This is a genomic window from Nonomuraea sp. NPDC049269 (assembly GCF_043197155.1).
GTDB lineage: Bacteria > Actinomycetota > Actinomycetes > Streptosporangiales > Streptosporangiaceae > Nonomuraea.
The window spans coordinates 420606-444849 of record NZ_JBICSO010000001.1; the positions used below are offsets into that span (position 1 = coordinate 420606).

At 71.1% G+C, this 24244-nt stretch carries 23 protein-coding genes and 1 riboswitch; of the genes, 7 read left to right on the top strand and 16 right to left on the bottom strand.

Annotation, left to right across the window (positions count from 1 at the left end):
• Nucleotides 1–2: 2 nt before the first annotated feature.
• Nucleotides 3–1316 carry a sigma-70 family RNA polymerase sigma factor gene (locus ACGFNP_RS02020; RefSeq protein ID WP_358334018.1) on the top strand — a complete coding sequence of 438 codons (1314 nt, stop codon included), beginning with the start codon at nucleotides 3–5 and terminating at the stop codon, nucleotides 1314–1316.
• Between the two features lie 60 nt (nucleotides 1317–1376).
• On the opposite strand, the gene ACGFNP_RS02025 is transcribed toward ACGFNP_RS02020, so the two are convergent.
• The gene (locus ACGFNP_RS02025) at nucleotides 1377–1775 is read right to left on the bottom strand and encodes a hypothetical protein (RefSeq protein ID WP_358334021.1); all 399 of its coding nucleotides are present in this window, start codon (nucleotides 1773–1775) and stop codon (nucleotides 1377–1379) included.
• A 113-nt stretch (nucleotides 1776–1888) separates the two neighbouring features.
• Between ACGFNP_RS02025 and ACGFNP_RS02030 the strand changes: the two genes are divergently transcribed.
• Together ACGFNP_RS02030 and ACGFNP_RS02035 are read left to right on the top strand one after the other, a co-directional pair.
• Nucleotides 1889–2449 (top strand): TetR/AcrR family transcriptional regulator C-terminal domain-containing protein, encoded by a 561-nt coding sequence (locus tag ACGFNP_RS02030; RefSeq protein ID WP_358334024.1) that lies wholly within the window; start codon nucleotides 1889–1891, stop codon nucleotides 2447–2449.
• Nucleotides 2450–2651: 202 nt separating this feature from the next.
• A complete protein-coding gene (locus tag ACGFNP_RS02035; protein ID WP_214634349.1) occupies nucleotides 2652–2849 on the top strand; it encodes a DUF5999 family protein in 198 nt (65 codons plus the stop codon).
• Nucleotides 2850–2917: 68 nt separating this feature from the next.
• Here the strand turns inward: ACGFNP_RS02035 and ACGFNP_RS02040 are convergent, their stop codons facing one another.
• Nucleotides 2918–3508, bottom strand: coding sequence for an alpha/beta family hydrolase (locus tag ACGFNP_RS02040; RefSeq protein ID WP_358334027.1), 591 nt, complete (start codon nucleotides 3506–3508; stop codon nucleotides 2918–2920).
• Nucleotides 3509–3589: 81 nt separating this feature from the next.
• On the opposite strand from ACGFNP_RS02040, the gene ACGFNP_RS02045 reads away from it, so the two are divergent.
• Nucleotides 3590–3937, top strand: coding sequence for a hypothetical protein (locus tag ACGFNP_RS02045; RefSeq protein ID WP_358334030.1), 348 nt, complete (start codon nucleotides 3590–3592; stop codon nucleotides 3935–3937).
• A 104-nt stretch (nucleotides 3938–4041) separates the two neighbouring features.
• Here ACGFNP_RS02045 and ACGFNP_RS02050 read toward each other — a convergent pair whose 3' ends face one another.
• From ACGFNP_RS02050 to ACGFNP_RS02085, 8 genes are all read right to left on the bottom strand, one after another.
• Entirely contained in the window at nucleotides 4042–4839 is a 798-nt protein-coding gene (locus ACGFNP_RS02050; RefSeq protein WP_358334033.1) for a tetratricopeptide repeat protein, read from the bottom strand.
• Between the two features lie 183 nt (nucleotides 4840–5022).
• Nucleotides 5023–7860, bottom strand: a complete 2838-nt coding sequence (gene gcvP / locus ACGFNP_RS02055; protein ID WP_393313780.1) for an aminomethyl-transferring glycine dehydrogenase — start codon at nucleotides 7858–7860, stop codon at nucleotides 5023–5025.
• 155 nt (nucleotides 7861–8015) lie between these two features.
• A riboswitch (glycine riboswitch) is annotated at nucleotides 8016–8110 on the bottom strand.
• 34 nt (nucleotides 8111–8144) lie between these two features.
• Nucleotides 8145–8765: a MerR family transcriptional regulator gene (locus ACGFNP_RS02060; protein WP_219539342.1), complete on the bottom strand. Its 621-nt coding sequence runs from the start codon at nucleotides 8763–8765 to the stop codon at nucleotides 8145–8147.
• 148 nt (nucleotides 8766–8913) lie between these two features.
• Nucleotides 8914–9384 carry a bifunctional nuclease family protein gene (locus tag ACGFNP_RS02065; RefSeq protein ID WP_214634355.1) on the bottom strand — a complete coding sequence of 157 codons (471 nt, stop codon included), beginning with the start codon at nucleotides 9382–9384 and terminating at the stop codon, nucleotides 8914–8916.
• 109 nt (nucleotides 9385–9493) lie between these two features.
• Nucleotides 9494–10156: a MerR family transcriptional regulator gene (locus ACGFNP_RS02070; RefSeq protein ID WP_393313784.1), complete on the bottom strand. Its 663-nt coding sequence runs from the start codon at nucleotides 10154–10156 to the stop codon at nucleotides 9494–9496.
• 64 nt (nucleotides 10157–10220) lie between these two features.
• Nucleotides 10221–10733 carry an FHA domain-containing protein gene (locus tag ACGFNP_RS02075; RefSeq protein WP_358334042.1) on the bottom strand — a complete coding sequence of 171 codons (513 nt, stop codon included), beginning with the start codon at nucleotides 10731–10733 and terminating at the stop codon, nucleotides 10221–10223.
• A 273-nt stretch (nucleotides 10734–11006) separates the two neighbouring features.
• The gene (locus tag ACGFNP_RS02080) at nucleotides 11007–13511 is read right to left on the bottom strand and encodes a mannose-1-phosphate guanyltransferase (RefSeq protein WP_358334045.1); all 2505 of its coding nucleotides are present in this window, start codon (nucleotides 13509–13511) and stop codon (nucleotides 11007–11009) included.
• A 4-nt stretch (nucleotides 13512–13515) separates the two neighbouring features.
• On the bottom strand, nucleotides 13516–14097 hold the full coding sequence (locus tag ACGFNP_RS02085; protein ID WP_219539338.1) for a CDP-alcohol phosphatidyltransferase family protein: 582 nt from the start codon (nucleotides 14095–14097) through the stop codon (nucleotides 13516–13518).
• A gap of 123 nt (nucleotides 14098–14220) precedes the next feature.
• Between ACGFNP_RS02085 and ACGFNP_RS02090 the strand changes: the two genes are divergently transcribed.
• Nucleotides 14221–15570 (top strand): MFS transporter, encoded by a 1350-nt coding sequence (locus tag ACGFNP_RS02090; RefSeq protein ID WP_393313789.1) that lies wholly within the window; start codon nucleotides 14221–14223, stop codon nucleotides 15568–15570.
• A 564-nt stretch (nucleotides 15571–16134) separates the two neighbouring features.
• Here ACGFNP_RS02090 and ACGFNP_RS02095 read toward each other — a convergent pair.
• The 4 genes from ACGFNP_RS02095 to ACGFNP_RS02110 all read right to left on the bottom strand — a co-directional run bounded on the left by ACGFNP_RS02095 (nucleotide 16135) and on the right by ACGFNP_RS02110 (nucleotide 20612).
• Nucleotides 16135–16851, bottom strand: coding sequence for a GNAT family N-acetyltransferase (locus tag ACGFNP_RS02095; protein ID WP_358334051.1), 717 nt, complete (start codon nucleotides 16849–16851; stop codon nucleotides 16135–16137).
• A 469-nt stretch (nucleotides 16852–17320) separates the two neighbouring features.
• Nucleotides 17321–17908 carry a phosphoribosylanthranilate isomerase gene (locus tag ACGFNP_RS02100; RefSeq protein WP_358334057.1) on the bottom strand — a complete coding sequence of 196 codons (588 nt, stop codon included), beginning with the start codon at nucleotides 17906–17908 and terminating at the stop codon, nucleotides 17321–17323.
• Between the two features lie 326 nt (nucleotides 17909–18234).
• The gene (locus ACGFNP_RS02105; protein ID WP_358334060.1) at nucleotides 18235–18921 is read right to left on the bottom strand and encodes a response regulator transcription factor; all 687 of its coding nucleotides are present in this window, start codon (nucleotides 18919–18921) and stop codon (nucleotides 18235–18237) included.
• Complete coding sequence (locus tag ACGFNP_RS02110; protein ID WP_393313793.1) at nucleotides 18918–20612, bottom strand: sensor histidine kinase; 1695 nt, start codon at nucleotides 20610–20612, stop codon at nucleotides 18918–18920. Before ACGFNP_RS02110 ends, ACGFNP_RS02105 begins: the two co-directional genes overlap by 4 nt.
• 130 nt (nucleotides 20613–20742) lie before the next feature.
• Between ACGFNP_RS02110 and ACGFNP_RS02115 the strand changes: the two genes are divergently transcribed.
• Nucleotides 20743–21333, top strand: coding sequence for an SAM-dependent methyltransferase (locus ACGFNP_RS02115; protein ID WP_358334066.1), 591 nt, complete (start codon nucleotides 20743–20745; stop codon nucleotides 21331–21333).
• Between the two features lie 26 nt (nucleotides 21334–21359).
• On the top strand, nucleotides 21360–22541 hold the full coding sequence (locus ACGFNP_RS02120) for an acyl-CoA dehydrogenase family protein (protein ID WP_393313797.1): 1182 nt from the start codon (nucleotides 21360–21362) through the stop codon (nucleotides 22539–22541).
• Here ACGFNP_RS02120 and ACGFNP_RS02125 read toward each other — a convergent pair.
• Together ACGFNP_RS02125 and ACGFNP_RS02130 are read right to left on the bottom strand one after the other, a co-directional pair.
• Nucleotides 22538–23329 (bottom strand): enoyl-CoA hydratase/isomerase family protein, encoded by a 792-nt coding sequence (locus ACGFNP_RS02125; RefSeq protein WP_393313800.1) that lies wholly within the window; start codon nucleotides 23327–23329, stop codon nucleotides 22538–22540. The two genes, ACGFNP_RS02120 and ACGFNP_RS02125, sit on opposite strands and share 4 nt — an antisense overlap.
• The gene (locus ACGFNP_RS02130) at nucleotides 23329–24237 is read right to left on the bottom strand and encodes an alpha/beta hydrolase (RefSeq protein WP_358334075.1); all 909 of its coding nucleotides are present in this window, start codon (nucleotides 24235–24237) and stop codon (nucleotides 23329–23331) included. Before ACGFNP_RS02130 ends, ACGFNP_RS02125 begins: the two co-directional genes overlap by 1 nt.
• Nucleotides 24238–24244 lie beyond the last annotated feature (7 nt).

A 24244-nucleotide genomic window follows, 5' to 3' on the forward strand; every position in this document is an offset into this window, starting at 1 on the left:
TCATGCCCCGAACCGCCGTGGCGACCCCGCCCACGACCCTCGACCAGCTGCTTGACCGAGGGCGAGCTCAGGGTCACCTTTCTCTGGCGGAGCTGCGCAACGCGTTCGCCGAGGCCGGCATCAGCCCCTCGAGCGGCCGTTCGATACTGCGCGAGCTCGCTGAGGCGGGTGTCAGCCTGGCCGCCGAGGACGAGCCGTCCCTCAGCAAGTCGGCCGCACGCAAGCCGGCCCGCAAGACCACGACCAAGCGGGCGAAGTCTACCGTCTCCAAGGCCGCGGAGCCAAAGACGGACTCCGCGGAGCAGGATGAGGACGCCCCCGAGGACCTCGTCCTGAGCCCGGACGCCGCGAGCGCCGACGATGCCGAGCTTGAGTCCGAGACGCTCGACCTCGACGACAACCAGTCGGTCATGGGCGACTCCGTGCACACCTACCTCAAGTCGATCGGCCGCCGTACGCTGCTCACCGCGGCGCAGGAGGTCGAGCTGGCCAGGCGGATCGAGGCCGGCCTGTACGCCGAGTACAAGCTGGAGACCACGACCGGCCTGTCCGCCGCCGCCCGCGACGACCTCGAACTGGTCATCGAGGACGGCAAGGCGGCCAAGGACCACATGCTGGAGGCCAACCTCCGGCTCGTCGTCTCGGTCGCCAAGAAGTACACCGACCGCGGCATGTCCCTGCTCGACGTGGTCCAGGAGGGCAACCTGGGCCTGATCAGGGCCGTGGAGAAGTTCGACTACACCAAGGGCTTCAAGTTCTCCACGTACGCCATGTGGTGGATCAGGCAGGCCATCCAGCGTGGCTTCGCCGACTCGGCCCGGACGATCCGCCTGCCCGTACACGTGCTGGAGATGCTCTCGAAGCTGTCGCGCATCGAGCGCGACATGCACCAGCGGCTGGGCCGCGAGCCCACCCCCGAGGAGCTGGGGGTCGAGCTCGACAAGACGCCCGACCAGATCGAGGAACTGCTGCGCACCAGCCGCCAGCCCATCTCGCTGAACGCGACGATCGGCGAGGACGGCGAGACCACGATCGGTGACCTCATCGAGGACGTCGACTCCCCCGAGGCGTCGGAGATCGTCGACCGCCAGCTGCTGGGCGACCAGCTGCGCGGCGTGCTCGGCAACCTCTCGCCGCGCGAGGCGAAGATCATGGCGCTGCGCTTCGGCCTGGTGGACGGCAAGCCGCACACGCTCGACGAGATCGGCAAGCACCTGGGCCTGACCCGGGAGCGCATCCGGCAGCTCGAGAAGGAATCGCTTTCGAAGCTGCGCCACCCGAGCAACACCCGCCCGTTGCTCGACTGGGCCAGCTGATCCGCGACGAAGCCCCGGCACTTCCCGTGCCGGGGCTTTGTCATGTCCTCCGCTGAAGAGTCAGCGGGAGGCGGGCACCGGGCGCGGCACGCGCGGGATGCCCCACAGCCGGTTGTCCTCGCGCAGCGTGCGCAGCCGGTCGACCTCGGCGGTCCACATGGCCCCGTCGGGCGTCGCCTTGGCCTTGCGGCGGGCGATGCGGTCGTCATAGGCCTTGACCCCGAACGTGGCCCGCTGCCCGCTCTCGGCCGCCCGCAGCGCCTCGCTGAGCGCCTTGTCGAACGCCTGCCCGGCGGCGAGCAACTCGATCTCATCCGCGGCGGCGGCCCGCAGGTCGCGCAGCAGCTGCTCGCTCTGCCGAGCCTTGTCGAGCAGCTCGGGGAAGCTCTTGGAGATCTCCAGGTCCGCGTGGTAGCGGACCTCGGCCTCGCGGCTCACCCGCGGACGGAAAAACGCCATCGACTCTGCCCCTCATCCCAATCAGCTCGTATCAAGCGACCAGGGTACGCCTGTCCGCGACACGCGCCATAATCGGACCCGCGCGGCGCCCTTTACATAGTAAGATGATCTCCATGCCCGCCAAGAGACCGCCGGTGCCGCTCTCCCGCGAGCGCATCATCGACGCCGCCCTCCACATCGCCGACTCCCAGGGGCTGCGGCGCCTGACGATGCGCCGGCTCGGCGACGCCCTGCAGGTGGAGGCGATGGCCATCTACCACCATCTGCCCCGGGGCAAGGAGGCGCTGATGGACGCGCTGGCCGAGCACGTCACCGCCGTCCACGTCGAGCAGGGCCCCACCTGGCAGGAGACGGCCAGGTCGTGGTGCCGGGCCGGTCGTGAGCTGCTGCGCGAGCACCCCGGCGTCCTGGCGCTCGCGCTGACCAAACCGCCCAAGGGCGGCACGGCGCTGGCCATCAGGGAGCAGACGGAGCAGCTCGCCGACGCGGGCCTGGCGGACGCCCAGGAGGCGGTGCGGGCGCTGCGGGCCTTCGTGTTCGGCAGCGTCGCGGTCGAGGTCCAGCAGTCAGGCTGGGCCGACCCCGAGGTCGACGAGTGGACCAGGCGCGACGAGCGCGCCGACGTCGACTTCGAGCGCGGCCTCGACGCCTTGTTGCGAGGCTTGCAAAGCTAGTGGGCGTGTCGAGCTTGGACCGTTATCCTGTATAAGGCACGCTGTGTCGAAGGTCACACTTTCGCATCCTCCTGTAACAGTCCTAACGGACTATGTCCGAACGTGTGACATACGCCGCACACTTGAAAGAAAGACAGCACCCACACAGTTCCCGCCCCTACCTATCCGCGGGAGCCATTCACGAGATATCGGAGGCACGCCGATGTGCCCGCACGACCCGGCCTGTCCGGCAGCCGAGGCGCCCGACCGCGAGGCCGCACGTACCCTCGCCTGCCACCCCGAGCAGGGGTGGAGCCTTCTCTGCAACGGCGTCGTCCTTTTCGAGGACACCGGGGAGCTCCTGCCTGGCGGCACCGCCATCGCTCCGCACCGCCCGGACCCGCTCGTCGGCGCCGCCTGAGCCACCCGCTCGCGCGAAGCGCCCGTTGAGCGGCGACCCCACTCGCAGGCACCCCTGAGCCGCGCCGCTCACACGTAGCCGGCGATCCACTCGGCGACCACCTCGCCCACCCGGGCGGGGTCCTTTTTCAGCTCGTGCCCCTCGCCCGGCAGCACCACGAGGCGGGCCGCGTCGGCGGCGTCGGGCACGCCGAACGGATCCCGGTCGCCGTTGACCACCAGCACGTCCACGCCCGCCTCGCGCAACTCCCCGGCCCTGGACTTCTCGGGCCTGCCCGGCGGATGCAGCGGGAACGCCAGCGCCACCGCCGCGACCGCGCCGACCGCCTTGGCCGTACGGCAGGCCACCCTGGCCCCGTTGCTCCGGCCGCCCTGCACCAGCGGCAGCCCCGGCCACCGCGCCCGCAGCTCGCCCAGCACGGCCTCCCAGGCCTCGTCCTGCCGTGCGGCGGAGCCCGGCGCGCGCGCCCCGGCGAGCCGGAACGGCTGCGTCACCCTGGCCACCACGGCCCCCGCGCCCAGGGCGGCGTCGCGCACCGCCAGGAGATCGGGCGCGTCCACTCCCCCGGCCGACCCGTGGGTCAGCACCAGCAGCAGCCGGGGCCGCTCCACCTCGTCGAACTCGACCAGCGCCGGACCGCGCGGCGTCATGAACCGCATGTCAGAACCGTACCTGGGGATGACTTCGCCTTAGCCCTCAGGGCTGATGACGGCGTGCCGTGCAGCCGCGATGATGGCCTCATGCCAGAGATGCGCCCCATCCGCGAGGACCTGCAGGCGACGCTCGACGCCCGCCGCGACCTCGGCCCCGAATACGAAGCCGCCCTGGTCGAGTCGTTCGTGGAGCGGCTCGACGCCACGATCGCGGCGCGGGTGCGCGCCGAGCTCCATGCCCACGGCGCCGGCTCGGGCAGGACCAAGAGCCCTGGAGCGGCGATGATCCCGATCGCGCTGGGGTCGATGGGCATCGGCATCCCGCTGACGGCCATCGCGGGCGCCCGTGGCGGCGGGCTGGGCCTGGCGATCGCCTGGCTCGCCATCGTCCTGATCAACGTCGCCGCAGCCGCCGCCATCATGCGCCGCGGCTGACCACCACGCCTCCGCGTCCTGGGCCGCGGTCGGCTGCGGCGCGACCGCGCCTCCGCCGCCGGTCAGGCCTCCAGGTCGTGACGCGGCCGCACCTCTGCCGCAGGTCAGGCGTCGCGGTCGTAACGCAGGCGCACCTCTGCCGCCAGCGTCTCGTCCGCGTGCTCCAGCCCGTACGTCCAGACGCGGTCCGCGTCGTCGGTGCGGCCACGCAACGGCAGGGTCCTGGCCAGCAGCTCGATGGCCAGAGCGCTCGTCGGCGCGTCACCACCGTCCTCCACCGCCCCCGCGAACTCCGCGCAGGCGAGCTCCAGGTGCGCTATGCCGAGCTGCACCCGCAACCGGGCCACCTCGTCCTCGGGGGCCACCTCGAGCGCCTCCAGCAGCACCTCAGCCGCCTCCCCCGGCTCCCCGCGCTCCAGCAGCAGGTCGGCCAGCTGCTGCGCGGCGTGCGCGGCCACGTCCGGCCCGGCGACGGCCAGGGCGGCCCGCAGCTCGTCCTCCGCCTCGTCGTAGTCGCCCGCCTCCACGGCCAGCCGGGCCAGAGCGAGACGCGCCAGCGGGACGTAGGCGGCCGTGCCGACGCCCAGGACGGCCTGCCACGCTCCCCTGGCCTGCTCGGCCCTGCCCTCCCGCTCGAAGCCCTGCGCGAGGTGACAGGCCGCCTGCGCGGCGAACTCCGGATGCCCGGTGGCCAGCGCCACCCTGGCGGCCGCCCGGGCCGCCTCGTGGTCGCCCCGCTCGTCGAGCACCACGGCGAGGCCCACGGCGGCCTGCGCCCGGTCGGGCCCGTCAGGGTCGGCGACCAGCTCGGTGAGTATGGCCACCGCGCCGTCGAGATCACCGTCCTCGGCCAGGCGGCGGGCGGTGTCCAGAGGCGGGACCTGCAGCTCTGAGAACGTCAAGAGAGCTCCTTAGGCGACGGTCGGACCGAGCCTAACGACTTCCGGTGATCATGTCTTCTCAGCGGTCACCTTGGCTGGGGTGACAAGGGATGAAAACTCCGGACACCGACGAACGAGCGTGGCCCTCTCCACCGAGCGCAGCGGCGGAGAGAGCCACACGGTCACGTCGCGGCGGCGATCCGGTCAGTCCTCGTACGCCTCCAGCGGCGGGCACGAGCAGACCAGGTTGCGGTCACCATAGGCCTGGTCGATGCGCCGCACCGGCACCCAGTACTTGCCCTCGCGCAGCGACGGCAGGGGGTAGACCGCCTCGGTGCGGCTGTAGGGGTGGCTCCACTCGTCGGCCGCGACGGCCTCGGCGGTGTGCGGGGCGTTGCGCAGCGGGTTGTCGGCGCGGTCGTAGTCGCCCGACGCGACCCGCGCGATCTCGCCCCTGATGGCGACCATCGCGTCCACGAACCGGTCGAGCTCGGCCAGATCCTCGCTCTCGGTCGGCTCGATCATCAGCGTGCCGGCGACCGGGAACGACATGGTCGGCGCGTGGAAGCCGTAGTCGATGAGCCGCTTGGCCACGTCGTCGACCGTGACGCCGGTCTCCTTGGTGATCTGCCGCAGGTCGACGATGCACTCGTGGGCCACCAGCCCGCCGCGCCCGGTGTAGAGCACCGGGTAGTGCGGGGCCAGCCGCCGCGCCAGGTAGTTGGCCGACAGGATCGCCTGCTCGGTGGCCGCGGCCAGGCCGTCGCCGCCCATCATCCTGACGTACGCCCAGGAGATCGGCAGGATGCCCGCCGAGCCGTAGGGGGCCGCGGAGACCGCGCCGACGGGCGAGCCGGCGCGCAGCGGGTGGCCCGGCAGGTAGGCGGCGAGGTGGCCGCGGACCGCGACCGGGCCGACGCCGGGGCCGCCGCCGCCGTGCGGGATGCAGAACGTCTTGTGCAGGTTGAGGTGGGAGACGTCGGCGCCGAACTCGCCCGGCTTGGCCAGCCCGACCAGCGCGTTGAGGTTGGCCCCGTCGACGTACACCTGGCCGCCCGCGTCGTGCACCTTGGCGCAGACCTCGGTGATCGTCTCCTCGAAGACGCCGTGCGTCGACGGGTAGGTGAGCATGATCGCGGCCAGCCCGTCACGGTGCTTGTCGATCTTGGCGTCGAGGTCGGCCAGGTCCACGTTGCCCTCGGAGTCGCAGGCCACGACCACGACGCGCATGCCGGCCATGACGGCGCTGGCCGCGTTCGTGCCGTGCGCGGAGGACGGGATCAGGCAGATGTCGCGGTGGTCGTCGCCGTGGTCGCGGTGGTAGGCCCGGATCGCGAGCAGCCCGGCGAACTCGCCCTGGGAGCCGGCGTTCGGCTGGATGGAGACCGCGTCGTAGCCGGTCACCTCGGCCAGCCACTCCTCCAGGGTCTCGATGAGGTGGCGGTAGCCCTCGGCCTGCGCGGTGGGCGCGTAGGGGTGGATCCCGGCGAACTCCGGCCAGGTGATCGGCTCCATCTCGGTGGTCGCGTTCAGCTTCATCGTGCAGGAGCCGAGCGGGATCATGGAGCGGTCGAGCGCGATGTCCTTGTCCTGGAGCCTGCGCAGGTAGCGCAGCATCGCGGTCTCGGAGTGGTGGCTGTGGAAGACGGGGTGGCTGAGGTAGCCGGACTCGCGGGTCAGCGAGCCGGGCAGCGTGTCCAGTCCCTCGTCGGCGAGGAGGCCGGCCACCGGCCCACTGGCGCCGAAGGCGGCGGCGACCTGCTCGAGGTCGGCCGCCGTGGTCTTCTCGTCGCAGGCCACCGAGACGTGGTCGGCGTCGGCCTGCCACACGTTGACGCCGCGTTCGGCGGCCTGCCGTACGACCTCGGCGGCCCGGCCGGGCACCCTGGCCAGCACGGTGTCGAAGAACTCGCGGTGCACGACCTCGACGCCGCCCCGGCGCAGGCACTCGGCCAGCGCCGCGGCGTGCCGGTGGACGCGGGCGGCGATGCGGCGCAGCCCGTCGGGCCCGTGGTAGACGGCGTACATGCCGGCGATGACGGCGAGCAGGACCTGCGCGGTGCAGATGTTGCTGGTGGCCTTCTCGCGCCTGATGTGCTGCTCGCGGGTCTGCAGCGCCAGCCGGTAGGCGGGCGCGCCGTCGGCGTCGACGGAGACGCCCACGAGGCGGCCGGGCATCTGCCGCTGCAGTCCCTCGCGTACGGACATGTAGGCGGCGTGCGGCCCGCCGAAGCCGAACGGCACGCCGAAGCGCTGCGAGGAGCCGATCGCGATGTCGGCGCCGAGCTCGCCGGGCGCGGTGACCAGGGTGAGCGCGAGCAGGTCGGCGGCGGCCACGACGAGCGCGCCCGCCGCGTGCGCCCGCTCGGCCACGGCGCGGAAGTCGCGCAGCCGGCCGGAGGCGCCCGGGTACTGGACGAGCACGCCGAAGCACTCGGGCAGTTCGCCGTCGAGCGTGTCCTCCACGAGCGTGATGCCCAGCGGCTCGGCGCGGGTGGCCAGCACCGTCTTGGTCTGGGGCAGCGCGTCGGCGTCGACGACGAACACCTGGCTCTTGGACTTGCCCGCGCGCCTGGCCAGTGTCATCGCCTCGGCGGCGGCCGTGCTCTCGTCGAGCAGCGAGGCGCCCGCGACGGCGAGTCCGGTCAGGTCGGTGACGACGGTCTGGAAGTTGAGCAGCGCCTCCAGGCGGCCCTGCGAGATCTCCGGCTGGTAGGGGGTGTAGGCGGTGTACCAGCCCGGGTTCTCCAGCAGGTTGCGGCGGATCACCGCAGGGGTGATCGTGTCGTGGTAGCCCAGGCCGATCATCGAGGTGAGCACCCGGTTGCGGCCCGCGATGGCCCGCAGCTCGGCGATGACCTCGGTCTCACTGGCCGCGGCGGGCAGGGCGAGCCGGTCCTTGATCCTGATGGACTCCGGGACGGCCACCGCCACCAGGTCGGCCACGGACTCGAAGCCCACGGCCTCGAGCATGCGCTGCTGCTCGGGTTCGGACGGGCCGATGTGCCGGGTCGAGAACGGCGGAACTGACAGATCGGTCATGCGAGGTGCCTCCCGAGGGCTTTGGAGACCGGCGCCAGGGCGCGGGCGAGTGCCGGATCTCCCCCTCTGTCATGGCGACCTGAGAGCTTCACCCCATGTGGGCTTGCACCGTCGGTGAGGTGCGCCTGGCGGGCGCACCTGCTTTCCAGAGTTGCCTACCCCGCGCGGTACAGGTGCCTGAGAGATTCCGGGGAGGGTTGCTCCTTCGGCGCCCCGGGAACCAGCCCGGGGACTCTCCCGCATGGGGTTATCAGCCTTGCGCTCTACAGGTTACTACCCAATTGCTACCCTATGCGGCGCGCGCGCCGCCGCTGGGCCAGCTCGTCAGCGGGGTGGTCGGCCGGGACGCTGTCCTCGACCGCCGCCCTTTCCCCCGGCAGCTCCGCGAGGGAGCCCTCGACCTCCCGCCAGACCCGGCCGAGCGCGATGCCGAACACGCCCTGGCCGCCCTGGAGCAGATCGATCACCTCGTCGGCCGAGGTGCACTCATAGACGCTGACGCCGTCACTCATGAGCGTGATCTGCGCGAGGTCGCCCACCCCGCGGTCACGCAGATGTTGTACGGCCGTACGGATCTGCTGGAGGGAGACTCCGGTGTCGAGGAGCCGCTTGACGACCTTGAGCACCAGGATGTCGCGGAAGCTGTAGAGCCGCTGCGAGCCCGAGCCGTGCGCGGCTCTTATCGTCGGCTGGACCAGCTCCGTGCGCGCCCAGTAATCGAGCTGCCGGTAGGTGATGCCGGCCGCCGCGCACGCCGTCGGGCCACGGTATCCGATGTCTGCCGGCAGCGACGCGGGCTGCTCGTCGAAGAGCAGCCCCTGCTCTCCGGCACGCTGCCGCGCACTCTCACGCCGCACCGGATCTTCCTGGCCGGTCGTCTTTCCCTCGCCGCTGCTGACCGCCACGCGGACCTCCGGCTTTCTCTCATCCCGTGGCCTGATCTGGGGGTTCGTAAAAGCGCGACCACGGGTTTCACTTGCACCGTAGGACCGTGACCATGCGCAGTCAACGATCCGGCTCGGCGCGTCGTGAAGCGTAAATGCACTGAAATACCTACCCCGCCCGGCCAAAGTCTTCGGGGGTGATCGTGTCAAGGAACTCCCTGAACTTCTCCACCTCATCCTCCTGGTCGTCCGGGATGATCACCCCGGCTTCCTGGACGACTTCTTCGCTGGCGAAGATACGCGCTCCGGTGCGGAGCGCGAGCGCGATCGAGTCGGACGGGCGCGCGCTCACCTCTACGCCGTTGGAGAACACCAGATCGGCGAAGAAGATCCCGTCACGCAGCGCAACGATGTTGACCGCGCGCAGACCCACGCCAAGAGCGCTCAGCACGTCCCTGAACAGGTCGTGCGTGAGCGGACGGGCTGGAGGCTCCTCCGCTTGGGCCAGCGCGATGGCCGTGGCTTCGGTCATCCCAATCCAAATCGGCAGGAACCTCTCCCCGTGTGCCTCCTTGAGCAAGACGATCGGCTGATTTGTGGGCATCTCTACGCGAACACCCACGACCTCCATCTGCAACACGGGCTGCTCCATATTCGACTGGTCGGCGACCCCGGCACAGCTATTTGGCCGGTCCGCTTCTGCATTTCAACGTAACACCCGAGGGGCCTTGTATGTCCCGCTGGTCCGGTCATCGGCCTAGAACGGTTCGCACGCCCGTGCGGACGAGAGAGGCATGCAGGTCGAGCAGCAACGCCGACAGCTCCCTGGCGGCCTCGTCGGCCTCTCCGATGGCCCCTGGGGCCCGTCGTTTGAGTATCGGCGCGATCGTCTGCTCCACCAGCCCGCACTCGCGCTCGGCCGCGGCCTTGACCGCGCGTAGATGCCGGGCGCGCAGGCCGAACCGGGCCAGGGCGCCGACGCTGCGCGCCACGTTGAGCGCCTCCTCGTCGTAGCGCCTGGCCGTCGCCGCGAGCAGCCCGTAGTCCTCGAGCTCGGCGAGCGTCTCCTCGTCGAGCCCGGCCGCCTCCAGCAGCTCGGCACGGCTCAGCCGTACTTCCTGCCGCTCCGGCCGCTCGGTCAAGGCCCGCGGACGGCCGAAGTGCTCGGCCATCTTGTCCTTGATCACCCGCAGCGGCAGATAGTGGTCGCGCTGCTCGGTGAGGATGTAGCGGAGCTGCTCGACGTGCAGGTGAGTGAACTTGCGGTAACCCGACGGGCTGCGCTCAGGCTCGATGAGCCCCTCGCCCTCCAAGAACCGGATCTTGGAGATCGTCACATCGGGGAACTCGCCCTGGAGCATGGCGAGCACCTCCCCGATGCTCATGTGCGAGCGTGCCGCCTGCGCGCTCATGCGGCTCCCTCCGACGGCCGCTCGCTGCGCTCGGCTGCTCCCACCAGTCGCTCGCTGCGCTCGCTCATGCGCCGGCGGCGGTCCGCATCAGGAAGACGAGGCGGAACTTGCCGATCTGCACCTCGTCACCGGAATGCAGCGGCACCTCCTCGATGCGTTCCCTGTTGACGTAGGTGCCGTTGAGGCTGCCCACGTCGCGCACGGAGAACTGGCCGCCACGCAGGCGGTAGAACTCCACGTGCCGGCGGGAGACCGTGATGTCGTCAAGGAAGATATCGCTTTCGGGATGTCGCCCCGTGGTGGTGAGCTCCTTGTCGAGCCGGAACCGGCTTCCTTGGTTGGGCCCCCTGGTCACCGTGAGCAACGCCGTGCCCGGCGGCAGCTGCTCCACCAGTGCGCGCTCGGCGAGGAGCATGTCACCGGTCTCAGCCTCGTACGCCTCGATTCCCGCGACGGAGATCGTCGATGTGGTGTCCCCGGCGACCTCGGCTCTGGTCAGCGGTGACCCACAACGGGAACAGAAACGGGCATCCTCGGGGTTGGCGTGCCCGCACTGCGTGCAGTAGACGCTCGGCATCGATCGGCTCGGCCTCCTACCGCGAAGACGCGGCAACGGGGATCTGGACGCGCCTCGCTTCGCTCTTCAAGTTTGCGAATGCCGCAACTTACGCTGATCAGCGGCAAAGGTCAAGGCGAGGCGCTGGACGACGGGTTCGGACGGTGACAAAGTTACCGCCGCCCGAGCCTCAAGGTCCATGCCGCCGCGCGTTTCAACATTACGATCTTGTACGTTCCACCGCCACCTATCCACCAGAGTTACCCTATGTGACGGTCTAGCGCGAATTCCGGATCACGAGGAGGCCTCCTCGACCAGATGGGCCCAGCGCTCCAGGAGGGACTGGGCGGTGTCCACGTCGGCGGCCTCGGCCCACAGATCGGTGACCGGCTCGGTGGCGGCGGGCAGGATCAGCACCCAGCTCCCGTCGTCCGAGGCCACCCGCACGCCGTCGGTGGTGTCGATGCGGTAGCCGTTCGGCTCGGCCTCGGCGGCCTCGATGACCGAGCGCATGACGGCGCCCTTGGCCGCCCACGGGGTCGGCACCGTGCGCTTGAGCAGCTTGGCCTCGGGGATGCGCGCGTCGATCTGGCTGAGCGAGAGCCGGGTGCGGGCGACCAGGCCGAGCAGCCGCATGAACGCCGCCACCCCGTCGATCGCCGGACCGAACTCGGGCACCACGAAACCGCCCCGCCCGTCCCCCGCGAAGATCATGTCGTCGTCCACCGCGGCCGAGGTGAGGGCGTCGACCGCCGTGGAGGTCCACCGCACCTGCACACCATGGAAGCGGCAGACCTGCTCGGCGACCCTGGTGGTGGTCACGGGCAGCGCCACCCGGCCGGCCCGGCGCTCGGCGGCGATCAGGTCGAGCACGACGAGCAGGGCGCGTTCCTCGCCGATGAGCTGGCCCATCTCGTCCACCAGCGCGATGCGCTCGCCGACGGGGTCGAACCGCACCCCGAAGGCCGCCCTGGAGGAGCTCACGAGCTCCGAGAGGCGCTGGAGGTCCCGGCGGCGCTCGGCGAGCGTCTCCGTGGGCGAGATGTCGTCCAGGCGGGCGTTCACGGTGAGCACCTCGACGCCGACCCGGCCGAGCAGCGTGGGCAGGACCAGCGAGGAGGTGCCTCCGGCGCAGTCGACGACGACCTTCATGTCCCTGATGCCGGTCATGTCCACGCAGCGCAGCAGCTCGTACGCGTAGTCCTCGACCGCCCTGGCGGGAAAGCGGAGCTCGGCGATCTCGCCCGGGAAGGCGCGCCGGAACTCCTGGCGTGAGAAGACCCGTTCCAGTTTGCGCTGGGCGGCCGGCGGCAGGTCGGCGCCGCGGTCGTCCATGATGACGATGTCGATGCTCTGCGGGTCGCCCGCGGTGGTGCGCAGCGCGATGCCGCCCGCGGCCGACTCCCTGGCCGTGTGGAAGCGGGTCACGGGCAGCGGCGCGGCCTCCAGGTCGAGGACGTTGATGGCGCTGGCGTTGAGCGCGCCGATCACGGCCCGCTTCAGCGCCCTGGCGGCCAGGGAGGAGTCGCGCGAGGTGACGACGTGCTCGCCCTTCTTCAGGGTGGTGGCGTACGCGCTGGCCAGTCGTACGCACAGCTCGGGGGTGATCTCCACGTTGACCAGGCCGCTGACGCCGCGGGGGCCGAACAGGCTGCGCTGGCCGCGGGACTCCCAGATGACGCTGGTGTTGACGACGGCGCCGGCCTCGATGGTCTTGAACGGGTAGACCTTGACGCCGCTGGAGATGTACGCCTCGGGCTCGATGACGCACTCGTCACCGATGACGGCGCCCTCCTCGATCCGGGCCCCGGCCATCACGTCGGTGCTCTTGCCGATCACGCAGCCGCGCAGGTGGGCGCCCGGGCCCAGGTAGACGTTGTCGTGGACGACCGCCCGGTGCAGGAAGGCGCCTTCGCGGACGACCGCGTTGTTGCCGAGCACGGTGTACTCGCGCAGCTCGGCGCCGCCTTCGACCTTGGCGTACTCGCCGACGAGCAGCGGGCCCTTGAGCACCGCGTCGGGGTCGATCGAGGCCGACTCGGCCACCCGGACGCCCGGCGACACCTCGAAGCCGCCGATGTCCACGGCGACCCGGCCGGACAGAGCGTCGGCCTGGGCCTTGAGGTAGCTCTCGTGGGTGCCGACGTCCTCCCAGTAGCCCTCGGCGACGTAGCCGTAGATGGGGGCGCCACGCTCCAGCAGACTGGGGAAGACGTCGGCCGACCAGTCGACGGGCTCGCCCGAGGCGACCGCGTCGAGCACCTCGGGTTCCATGATGTAGATGCCGGTGTTGACGGTGTCGGAGAAGACCTGGCCCCAGGTGGGCTTCTCCAGGAAGCGCTGGACGCGGTGCTCCTCGTCGACGATCACGATGCCGAACTCGAGGGGGTTCGGCACCCGTTTCAGACCGATGGTCACAAGCGCCGATTTTTCACGATGAAAACGGACCATATCCGACAAATCGATATCGGTCAGGGCGTCGCCGGAGATCACCAGGAATCGGTCATCGCGCAGGCGGGCCGCGGCGTTCTTCACGCTGCCCGCCGTACCAAGGGGAACGTCTTCCGTGGCGTATTGCAAGCTCATGCCGAGTTCGTCGCCGTCACCGAAGTAGTTGCGCACGAGCGCGGCCAGGAACTGGAGGGTGACCACGGTCTCGGTGATGTCGTGCCGTTTGAGCAGGCGCAGCACGTGCTCCATGATCGGACGGTTGACCACGGGCAGCAGGGGTTTGGGCTGGTTGGCCGTCATCGGACGCAGCCGAGTGCCCTCTCCACCCGCCATGACGACCGCCTTCACCCGATCACTCCTCCTTGGCCGCGGCTACGAGCCGGCGCACCTGCACCACATAGAGCACCCCCGACCACCAGTACAGGCCCGTTCCCCAGAGCGCAAATGCCCATCCGACAATTCGTGCTATATCGGCATACCACCCAGTGTGGGACGCGAGGAAGAGCAGAGGGAAGGCGTACATGAGGTTGAACATGGCGGCTTTGCCCAAGAAATGCACCTGAAGTGCCTTGTAACCGCTCTTCCGAAGTACGGGAATGAAACAGGCGACGAACAGTTCGCGCCCGAGGATGATCGCCACCAGCCACCACGGAATGACATCGCGCAGCAACAGCGCCAGGATCGTGGCGAAGACATAGAGCTTGTCGGCCGCCGGGTCGATGATCCGGCCGAGCCTGCTCATCTGGTTGAAGGCTCGAGCGATCTTGCCGTCGAGCCAGTCGGTGAACCCGGCGACCGCGAGGACGACGATCGCCCAGGCGTCCGCCTTGGGCCCCAATACCAGCCAGAGGAAGACAGGTACGCCGAGGAGGCGCAAGAAGCTCAGCAGGTTCGGAACCGTCCAGATCCGATCCTCGGCGGAAGTTTCGCTCACGCTGCCGACCCTACTGCCTCGCCTTTCCCGGCAGCGGTGTCGACATCCGCCCGATCCGCTCGATCCGCTCGATCCGCTCGTCGCGAGAGGTTAGGGCCATCCGTCACCGCGCAGAAGGCAAGGATGAAGAGGAACGTCCTGATCGTGATGTGCGCGGGCCTGTTCGTCGTCCTGCTGGACGTGACCATCGTGAACGTGGCGCTGCCGTCCATCGCGGCCGACCGGCACGCCGGGCTCGCCGACCTGCAATGGGTGGTCGACGGCTACCAGATCGCGCTGGCCGGGCTGCTGCTGACGGGCGGCACGCTGGGCGACCGCTTCGGACACCGGCGGGTGGTGCTGGCGGGGTTCGCGCTGTTCGGCGTGGCCTCGGCGGGCTGCGCGCTCGCGCCCGGCATCGGCGCCCTGGTGGCGGCGCGGGCCGTGCAGGGTGTGGGCGCCGCGCTCCTGCTGCCGGGCACGCTGGCGGTCATCACCCGCACCTTCCCCGGCGGCAAGGAGCGGGCCAGGGCCATCGGGGTCTGGGCCGCGGTGGGCAGCGTGGCCCTGCCCGCCGGGCCGCTGCTCGGCGGGGTGCTGGTCCAGACGTTCGGCTGGCCCGCGATCTTCGCGATCAACGTGCCACTCATCGTGGTGATCTTCGTGGCGGTGCTCCGGGTGGCTCCGGCCGACGTTCCCGAGCCCCGGCCGGTCGACCTGCCGGGCACCGTGGCGGGCGCGGGGGCGCTGCTGGTCCTGACGTACGCGGTGATCGAGGCGGGGCGCGAGGGGCCCGACTGGCGGCTGTTCGCGGTCGCCGCGGCGCTGCTGGCCGCGTTCGTGGTGATCGAGCACCGGCGGGAGTCACCGATGCTGCCGCTGGGACTGCTGCGCCGCCCCTCGATCGCGGTCGGCACGATCGGCTCGGCGATCATGAACTTCGGGATCAACGGCATGATGCTGCTGATCACCCTTTACCTCCAGGGTGTGCTGCGGCTGTCCCCGATGACGGCGGGCGCGGCCCTGCTGCCGCTGTTCGCGCCGCTGGCGTTGCTGTCCGCGCCGTTCGGCCGCCTGGCCGGCCGCCATGGCCCGCGCCCCGTCATGCTCGCCGGGCTCGTCACGCTGGCGGTGGGAATGGGACTGCTGCTGCCGGTACGGGCGGCTTCGCCGTACCTGGTCATGCTGCCCGCGCTGACCGTCATCGGACTCGGCGCGGCGCTGCTGACGCCCAGCGTGGTCGCCCTGGCCATGAGCGACCCGCCGCCCGGCCGGGAGGGGCTGGTGAGCGCGATCAACAACACCGCGCGCCAGGCGGGCGGCGCGATCGGTGTCGCGGTCTTCGGCGCGCTGGCGGGCACTCCGGGCGGGCCACGCTTCATCGGCGGGTTGCATGGGGCGGCGGCGCTGGCCGGGGCGGCCTACCTCGGGGTGACCGCTCTCACCCTGACCCTCGGCCTCACTAGCCGCCACCACCACAAGACCCTGGTCTGACCACCCGGCGGAGATCACACCGGACCACCTGGTGGCGCACCAGAGCAGAGCCTTCGGGCTGCACCCGACCACCCGAGACCACACCACGCCACCCAAAGGCCATACCGCACCACCCGACAACGCACCAGACCAGCCTCACGGGGCATACCCGACCACCCGAGGTCACGCCACCCCACCAGAGCCCGCAGCGAACCGCCCGGTGACGCACCAGGCCAGGGTCTTGGGGTGCACTGGATTACCTGAGACCGCGCCAGGTCGTCTGGGGCGCGCCGGACCACCCGGGACCGCCCCACCCACCTGCGAGACCCCGGGACACAAGCCAGTCGCGTAGAACCGCCCAGAGCCCTGCCCAACCACCGGGACTGACAGGCCACGCCAGGACCACGCCAGGGCCGAGGCTGGTGGCCGAGGCTGGTGGCCGAGGCTGGTGGCCGAGGCTGGTGGCCGAGGCTGGTGGCCGAGGCTGGTGGCCGAGGCTGGTGGCCGAGGCTGGTGGCAGGGGGGAAAGCTAAAGCTGACGGCTGGGGCCTGTGGCTGGAGCGGACTGCTGAGGCCGGTGGCTGGTCAGGTGCGGAGGAAGCTGTGGGTGTGGCCTGCTGCCTGGAAGCCGAGCCGTTCGTAGAAGTTCTTGGGCCAGTCGCCGGCGTCGGCCACCAGGAACACCAGGTCACTGGCCGCCGCCTCGGCGAGGAGTGCCCTCATCAGGGTGCGGGCGTGGCCCCGGCCCCGGTGGCGGTCTCCGGTGTAGAGGTCCTCGATCTGCGTGACGCCGGCGTGCGTGTAGATGTCGGCCCTGGCGGCGAGCTCGCCGTTCTCGGCTCGTACGCCGCGGAAACCCACCGTGTCGGCGCCGCGCAGTCGTTCCTCGACTCGTCTGGCGAGCTGGTCGATCACTTCGTCGGCGGCCTCGGGCAGCGTCTCGCGCCAGCCGGCCCGGAGGGTGGGCAGCAGCGCGGGCAGATCGAGATGCTCAACGGGCGCCGCGTCGTGCGGGAACGTGCCGCGGAACACCATGACCACGTTGATCTCGTGCGTGTAGCCCGCGGCCTCGAAAGCGGGCGCGTACGCCTGGCCCAGGCGGTCGTCGTCGACGTTGACGAGCCGGTACGCGCGCTCGGCGAGCACCTGGTCGGCCGCCTTCAGCACCGCGCCCGGGTCGGTGCCGGACCAGACGACGAGCTTGTTGTCATCGTACGAGCCGGAGTAGCGCTCGTTGAGCACGGCGAACCCACCGGGCACTTCGACGGTCCGCCCCGCCCTGCGGCGAGCGAAGTCGTGCATGAACGCGACGGTACGGGCGAAATCCTGCAGAGGACCGGCGCCCAGACCGGGGCCGTCAATCCCGGGGCCATTGGTCATGGGGCCGTCAGTTCCGGGACCGTCAGTTCCGGAGTCGATGTCAGTCATGGAGCCATCCCTGGAGTCGGCCACAGAGTCACCCTGAGGTCGTCAAAACGGACCGCCGACGAAGTTCTCATCGGCGTAGTCGCCGTGGTCACTGCCGAGATCGCCACCGGACCTATCACCGGCGTCACCAACGGGATCCTCGCCGGAGCCGCTACCGGGACCGCCGCCGGAGCTCTCACCAGCCGTCGCCGCCGGTACCACGACCGGAGTCACTACCGGGAACGCCGCCGGGGTCGCAACCGAGATCACCGCCGGAGTTCCCATCAGCATCGCCGACAGGACCGCGATCGGCGATCGTCAACGGACCCGGTGCCGGGGGCGCCAGGGTCGTCGATGAGGTCGGTCATGGGCGGGCCGCCGTGATGAAGCGGCGGATGAGGTCGGAGTCCTTTTTGCCGGGTGCCAGTTCGACGCCGCTGGACACGTCCACGCCCCACGGCTCGGCGGCGGCGACGGCCTCGGCGACGTTGGAGGGGTTGAGGCCGCCCGCCAGCAGCCAGTGTCCCGAGGGGTGGCCGCGCACTGCCGACCAGTCCCATGGCTCTCCGGAGCCGGGGCGGGGGGCGTCCACGATGAGCAGGTCCTCGTCGTAGGCGCCGCAGCGTAGGTCGGCTGTGAAGTCGACGGCTCTGATCAGGGTGTGACCGAGGTCCTTCAGCGCGGTGAAGTCGCCGTGCGGGTGCTTGCCGTGCAGTTGAATGCCGCGCACGCCCGAGACGAGAGTGGCGGCGCGGACGGTCTCGGGGGGCTCGCCGCGGAACACGCCGACGGTGAGGACGTGGGCGGGCACCGCCGCGGCCAGCTCAGCGGCCCGCTCGGGCGTCACCTCGCGGGGGCTCCGGGTCATCACGAACCCGATGGCGTCGGCGCCCGCCTCGATGGCGGCCGCCACGTGCTCGGGCTCGCTCAACCCGCAGATCTTCACGTACACACCGACGACCCTAGCGGCGCCAGGCGACCCACGGCGACCGTGGCCCAAGCCGAAGTCCAGACGGGGCCAGACCGGAGCCCAAGCCAGCAGTCCGGACCAGGTCCAGGCCGGGCCGGGGTCGGGCCGAGCCGAGCCGGGTCAGGCCGGGTCAGGGTTGGGAGCGGGTTGGGCCGGGAGGCGGTGTGGTGGTGAGTTTGAGCGGTGGGATGCTCTTGGGCGGCCGCGGCGGGGGGCCGGCGTTCAGGTGGTCCTTCCGAGGGAGCGGGGGAGGCGGTGAGGGCCACATGGTCGCAGGTCAAGGCCCGTACGGGCGTCAGCCCGTGGGATTATTCGACGGCTCCGCCCCGGGGATGACGTACCGGCCGGAACGCCGCGTCCACCAAGCCGCTGCGATGGGCGACGACCGCGGCCTGGATCCGGTTGCGCAGCCCCAGCTTGTCCATGGCGGCGGCTATGTGGGACTTGACCGTGGTGATGCCCACGTGGAGTTCCTCGGCGATCTCCGCGTTGGACAGCCCGGTGCCGACCAGTGCGAGCACTTCCAGTTCGCGGTCGGTCAGCACGGCGGGGATCGGCATGGTCGTCTCCTCCTCCGCGGCCAGGAAGCGGGCGACGACCCGGCGTAGCACCGAGGGGCCCAGGAGTTGCTCGCCCGTCACGGCCCGGCGTACGGCGTCGACCATGCGTTCGGGCTCGTCGTCCTTGACCAGGAAGCCGACGGCGCCCGCGCGCAGGGCGGCGTACACGTCGGAGTCCTCGGCGAACGTGGTGAGCACGACGATCCTGGTGGCCGGCCGCGCCGCGAGGACCCGTCTGCTGGCCTCCAGCCCGTCGACCCTGGGCATGCGCAGGTCCATGAGGATCACGTCGGGCAGGTGCTGTTCGGCCAGGCGTACGGCCTCGGCGCCGTCCTGGGCCTCGGCCACGACCTCCATGTCGCCCGCGACCTGCAGCAGCATGCGTACGCCCGCGCGGACCAGCGCCTGGTCGTCGGCGACCAGGACGCGGATCACGTGGCGCCCCCGGTGAGGCCCCCGGTGATGAGGTCGGTGATGCACCCCGTGGGGCGCTCAGCAGGCGGGGAGGTGGTCGGGGAGGCGGGCGAGGCGATGGGCATGTCGGCCGTGAGCAGCCAGCCGCCGTCCTGGTCGAGGCCCGCCGTGAGCGTGCCGCCGAGTGCGCGGACGCGTTCGCGCATGCCGGCCAGGCCGCGGCCGGATGAGGGCAGGCGTCCGGGTGAGGGCAGGCGTTCGATGATGGTGGGCGGGGGGCCGTTGCGTACGCGTACGGTCAGTGCCTGGCCGGTGGTGGTGACGGCGACGCTCACCTGAGTGCCGGGACCGGCGTGCTTGAGCACGTTCGTGAGACCTTCCTGGACGATGCGGGCGGCGGAGGCGCGGGCCACGAGGGGGGCGTGCGCGGTGGCGGGGTCGAGTTCGAGCTCGACCTGGAGGCCGGCGGCGGTCATCCGCTCGGCGGACTCGCGGATGACCTCGGCGGGGTCGGCGGGCATGTCGGGCCGGCGGCCGGGGTCGCGCAGCACGTCGAGCAGCCCGCGCAGGTCTTCGAGCGCCTGGTGGCCGGTCTCGCGGATGTCGGCCAGCGCGTCGGCGACGGGCCCTTCGGGGGCGGCGTAGCGGGCGGCGCCGGCGCGCAGGACCATCGCGCCCACGTGGTGGGCCACGATGTCGTGCACCTCGCGGGCGATGTTCTCCCGCTCGAGGAGCTGGTCGGCGCGGACCTGGGCGACCGCCAGCCGCGCCGACTCGCGCACCCGCAGCCGCTCGGCCTCGGCGGCCGCCTGCCTGACGCCCAGGTAGCGGCCGATCGCGACGGGGGTGGTCACCAGGGCCATCAGGATGGCGACGCGGAACGCGGTGACCTCGGTCGAGTCCTCGACGATCGCGAGCGAGGCGAGCATGGTGCAGATCACGTACGTGACCGTGATCCAGGCCCAGGAGGCGATCCGCATCGCGAACACGCACAGCGCGATCAGCATCAGGATCAGGCAGGTGTTGACCGTCTCGTGGAGGTACTGGTCGGCGGCGATCAGCAGCACGCTCTGGAAGATGAACACCAGCCCGGGAAAACGCCGCGCGACGCCGAGCGACAGCCCGCCGAGCACCGCGAACAGCCCCACGACCCAGACCGGCTGGCTGCCACTGTGCCAGTCGGTCCAGGTGCTCAGCACGGTGAAGGCCACCCCGCCGCCGGCCAGCAGCACGTCCGGCGAGATGTCGCCGTCCTTCAGCCGCCCGGCGGGGCCGCGCAGGTAGGTGCCGATGAGGACGGGGAAGGTGGGGACGAGGACCGAGTACATCCACGAGTTCGTGGTGAGGGCGATGCCCGGGTCGGCCAGGTTCGTCGCGGTGGCGGCGATGGCCGCGCCCAGCGCCACGCAGGTCGGCCGCCAGCCCGAGTAGTAGGCGACCAGGCCGATGGCGACGCACAGCAGCATCTGGGCGGTGTTGGCGGTGAACGACCCCACCTGGTCGGTGAAGACGAGGAACGCGGCGAGGTAGAGGCTCACCGCCAGCGGCGCGCGCCTGACCAGGCCCATGGGCGCGCCCACGGCCACGGCCATCGGGATCACCTCGTTGCCCGGCAGCAGCGCGGAGCCCCCGCCCTTGGCCGACAACATCAGGTCGAGAGCGGTGCCCGCGGCCGCGAGCAGGAGGTCGAGCGGCACACCACGCCATCGCATCCGCCCACGGTATCCGGGCGGGGCGCGCGTTCCGATCCTCCGGACGGAGGACCCCGTCTCCTCCTAGTGGCCGCATCATCGCCCCGTCGGCGGATGAGACAAGCGGGAGACTTCCCTTACCGTTTGGGGTATGCCTAATGACACCGCGTTGTTGCTCGGCCAGTTCCTTCGTGCTCCGGCCAAGATCGGGGCGTTCGCGCCCAGCTCGCGACGGCTCGCGGCGGCCGTGTGCGCGCCTTTGCCGGAACGCGGCGAGCCTACCGTGGTCGAGCTCGGCCCCGGCACGGGGCCCTTCACCGCAGAGATCCAGCGCCGGCTGACCGGGCGGGGTCACCACCTGGCCGTGGAGGTCAACCAGCAGCTGGCGACGTTGCTGGCCCGGCGATTCCCGGTCGTGGACGTCGTGCATGATGACGCGACCGAGCTCAGCCGCCTGCTCGGCGAGCGCGGCCTGCGGCAGGCCGATGTGGTGATCAGCGGGCTGCCGTGGGCGGCGTTCCCCGAGGACCTGCAGCGGGGGCTGCTCGGCGCGGTGTCCTCGGCGATGAGCCCGTCCGGGGCGTTCACCACGTTCTCCTACATTCACGCCATCCCGATGAGCTCGGCGCGCCGCTTCCGCGCGCTGCTGGCCGAGCGGTTCGAGGAGGTCGTGCCGGGCCGTACGGTGTGGCGCAACGCGCCTCCGGCGTTCGTGTTCCACGCCCGCAGACCTCGACCCTGAACAGAACTTACTTCTACGATGGTGTGATGGATTTCACCCTTCCCGACAGCGCCCTGGCCGTTCAGCGCGGCATCGGCGACATCTGCTCGCGCTACGACCTGGACTACTGGCAGCGTTGCGAAACGGACAAGCGCTGGCCGGAGGAGGTCTGGGCGGAGCTGGCCAAGGGCGGCTGGCTGGGCCTGGCCGTGCCCGAGGAGTTCGGCGGTGGCGGGCAGGGGCTGCTGGAGCTGGCGGTGGCGACGGAGACGCTGGCGGCCTCGGGCGCGGCGGGCGGCTCGGCGTTCACGTACGTGCTGACGCCAGGGTTCGGCGCGCTCACCCTGGCCAGGCACGGCACGGCCGAGCAGCGGGCGGAGCTGCTGCCCCGGCTGGCCACGGGTGAGCTGGAGACGTGCTTCGCGCTGACCGAGCCGGACGCGGGCTCGAACGCGCTGGCCATCACGACGGCGGCCAGACGCGACGGCGACGAGTACGTGATCAAGGGGCAGAAGATCTGGATCACCGGCGTCCAGCGGGCCACCTGGATGTTGCTGGTCACCAGGACCGTCCCGGCCGCCGAGGCCAAGCCGCGCACGCACGGGCTGACGGTCTTCCTGGTGAACGTGCCGGCGGCGGTGGCGGCCGGGCGGCTGTCCTACCAGCCGATCCCGAAGCTGGGCGCCAACACGACGCCGTCGAACATGGTGTTCATCGACGACCTGCGGGTGCCCGCCTCCAGCGTGGTGGGGCAGATCGACCAGGGCGCGGCCGTGCTGTGGGACATCCTCAACCCCGAGCGGATCCTGCTGGCCGCCTCCGCGCTCGGCGGGGCCGAGGTCGCGTTGCGGGTCGCGGTGCAGTACGCCAAGGAGCGCGAGGTGTTCAGCCGGCCGATCGGCGCCAACCAGGCCATCGCGTTCCCGCTGGCCCAGGTCAAGGCCAAGATCGAGCTGGCCCGCCTGATGCTCTACAAGGCCGCGTGGTCGTTCGACCGGCACCTGCCGTGCGGCACCGAGGCCAACATCGCCAAGCTCACCGCTTCACAGGCGGCGTGGGAGGCGGCCGACGCGGCGTTCCAGACGCACGGCGGGATGGCGTACTCGCTGGAATATCCGGTGGCCAGGCTGCTCACGGACGCCCGCATCGGGAAGGTGGCACCCGTGACGGAGGAGTTGCTGCTCAACTATCTCGCGACGCAGGTGCTGGGGCTGCCGCGCAGCTTCTAGGGACGGAACTCCGGCGGGCGCTTCTCGCGCACCGCCCGCACGCCCTCCACCACGTCGGGGCCGCTGAAGCCGAGGAACTCCATGGCGAGCGAGGCGTCGAAGGTGGGTCCCGCCATGCGCAGCCAGTTGTTCAGGGAGTATTTGGTGAGGCGGATGGCCTCCTGGGAGCCGGCGGCGAGGCGTTGGGCGATCTCCATGGCCTTGTCGTGCACCTGGTCGTCGTCGACGCACAGGCTCACCAGGCCCATCCGCTCGGCCTCCTCGCCGGTGACGGGCTCGCAGAGCAGCAGGTGGTATTTGGCCTTGGCCAGCCCGCACAGCAGCGGCCAGACGATCGCGGCGTGGTCGCCGGCCGCTACGCCGAGCCTGGTGTGGCCGTCGATGATGCGGGCGGTGCGCCCGGCCACGGAGATGTCGGCCAGCAGGGCGACGGCCAGCCCGGCGCCCACCGCGGGCCCCTGCACGGCGGAGACGATCGGCTTGGCGCAGTTGAGCACGTTGTAGACGATGTCGCGGGCCTCGGCGAACACGCGCAGCCTGGTGGCGTGGTCGCGGGTCATCTCCTCGATCATCGACAGGTCGCCGCCCGCGGAGAAGGCCTCGCCCTCTCCCCTGACGATCACCGCCCTGACGGAGTCGTCGCGGTCGACGTCGCGCCAGATCTCGGCCAGTTCGCGGTGGCCGGTCATGTCGACGGCGTTGCGCCTGCGGGGCTCGCTGATCGTGATCCGCAGCACGCCGTCGGCGGGCGTGTCGATCTTGAGCTTCTCGTACGCGCTCCCGTCCATCACCATGCCTCCCGCAGCCGGGCGGCCACGTAGTCGCGGGCCTCGACGGCCTGGTCGAACAGGCCGGGCAGACCGAAGAAGCCGTGGATCGCCCCATCGAACCGGCGGGTCTCGACGGGCACCCCGGCCTCGGCCAGCCGCGTGCCGTAACGCTCGCCGTCGTCGCGGAGCACGTCGCACTCGGCGGTCACCACGGTCGCGGGCGCCAGCCCCGCGACCGACGGCAGCCGCAGCGGGGACAGCAGCGGATCTTCCGGGTCGGCCGCGCCGGCGTACTGGGTGAGGAGCCAGGCGAGGTCGTCGGCGTCGAGGCCGAAGCCCTTGGCGAACTCGGCGTGGCTGGGGGTGTCCATGGCCGCGTCGAGGACCGGGTAGACGAGCACCTGGTGGGCCAGGCGCAGCCCGGCGTCGCGGGCCTGCCAGGCGGCCACGGCGGCGAGGTTGCCGCCCGCGCTCTCGCCCATCACGGCGACGCCGCCGTCGCACTGGTAGAAGGCGGGGCGGGCGAAGATGTCGCGTACCACGGCCCAGGCGTCGTCGGCCGCGGCCGGGAACGGGTGCTCGGGGGCCAGCCGGTAGCCGACGGAGACGATCACCGCGCCGGTGCGCAGCGCCAGGTCGCGGCCGAGCGCGTCACTGCGCTTGATGCCGCCGGTCATCCAGCCGCCGCCGTGGAAGTAGACCACCACGGGCAGCGCGCCGTCGCCCCGGTCGGCGCGGTAGACGCGGATCGGCACGCCCTCGGCGCTCTCGTCGCGGACGAAGGCCAGTTGGGTGAGCGGCCCGCGCTCCCGCGCGAAGTCGTCCCGGACCCGGGCCTCCTGGATCCCGGCCAGGTCCAGCCCGGCCCGGCCGGGGCCGGACAGGTAGCGCTCGATGTACTCCTGCGCCTGGGGGTGCAGTGGCATGATCGAA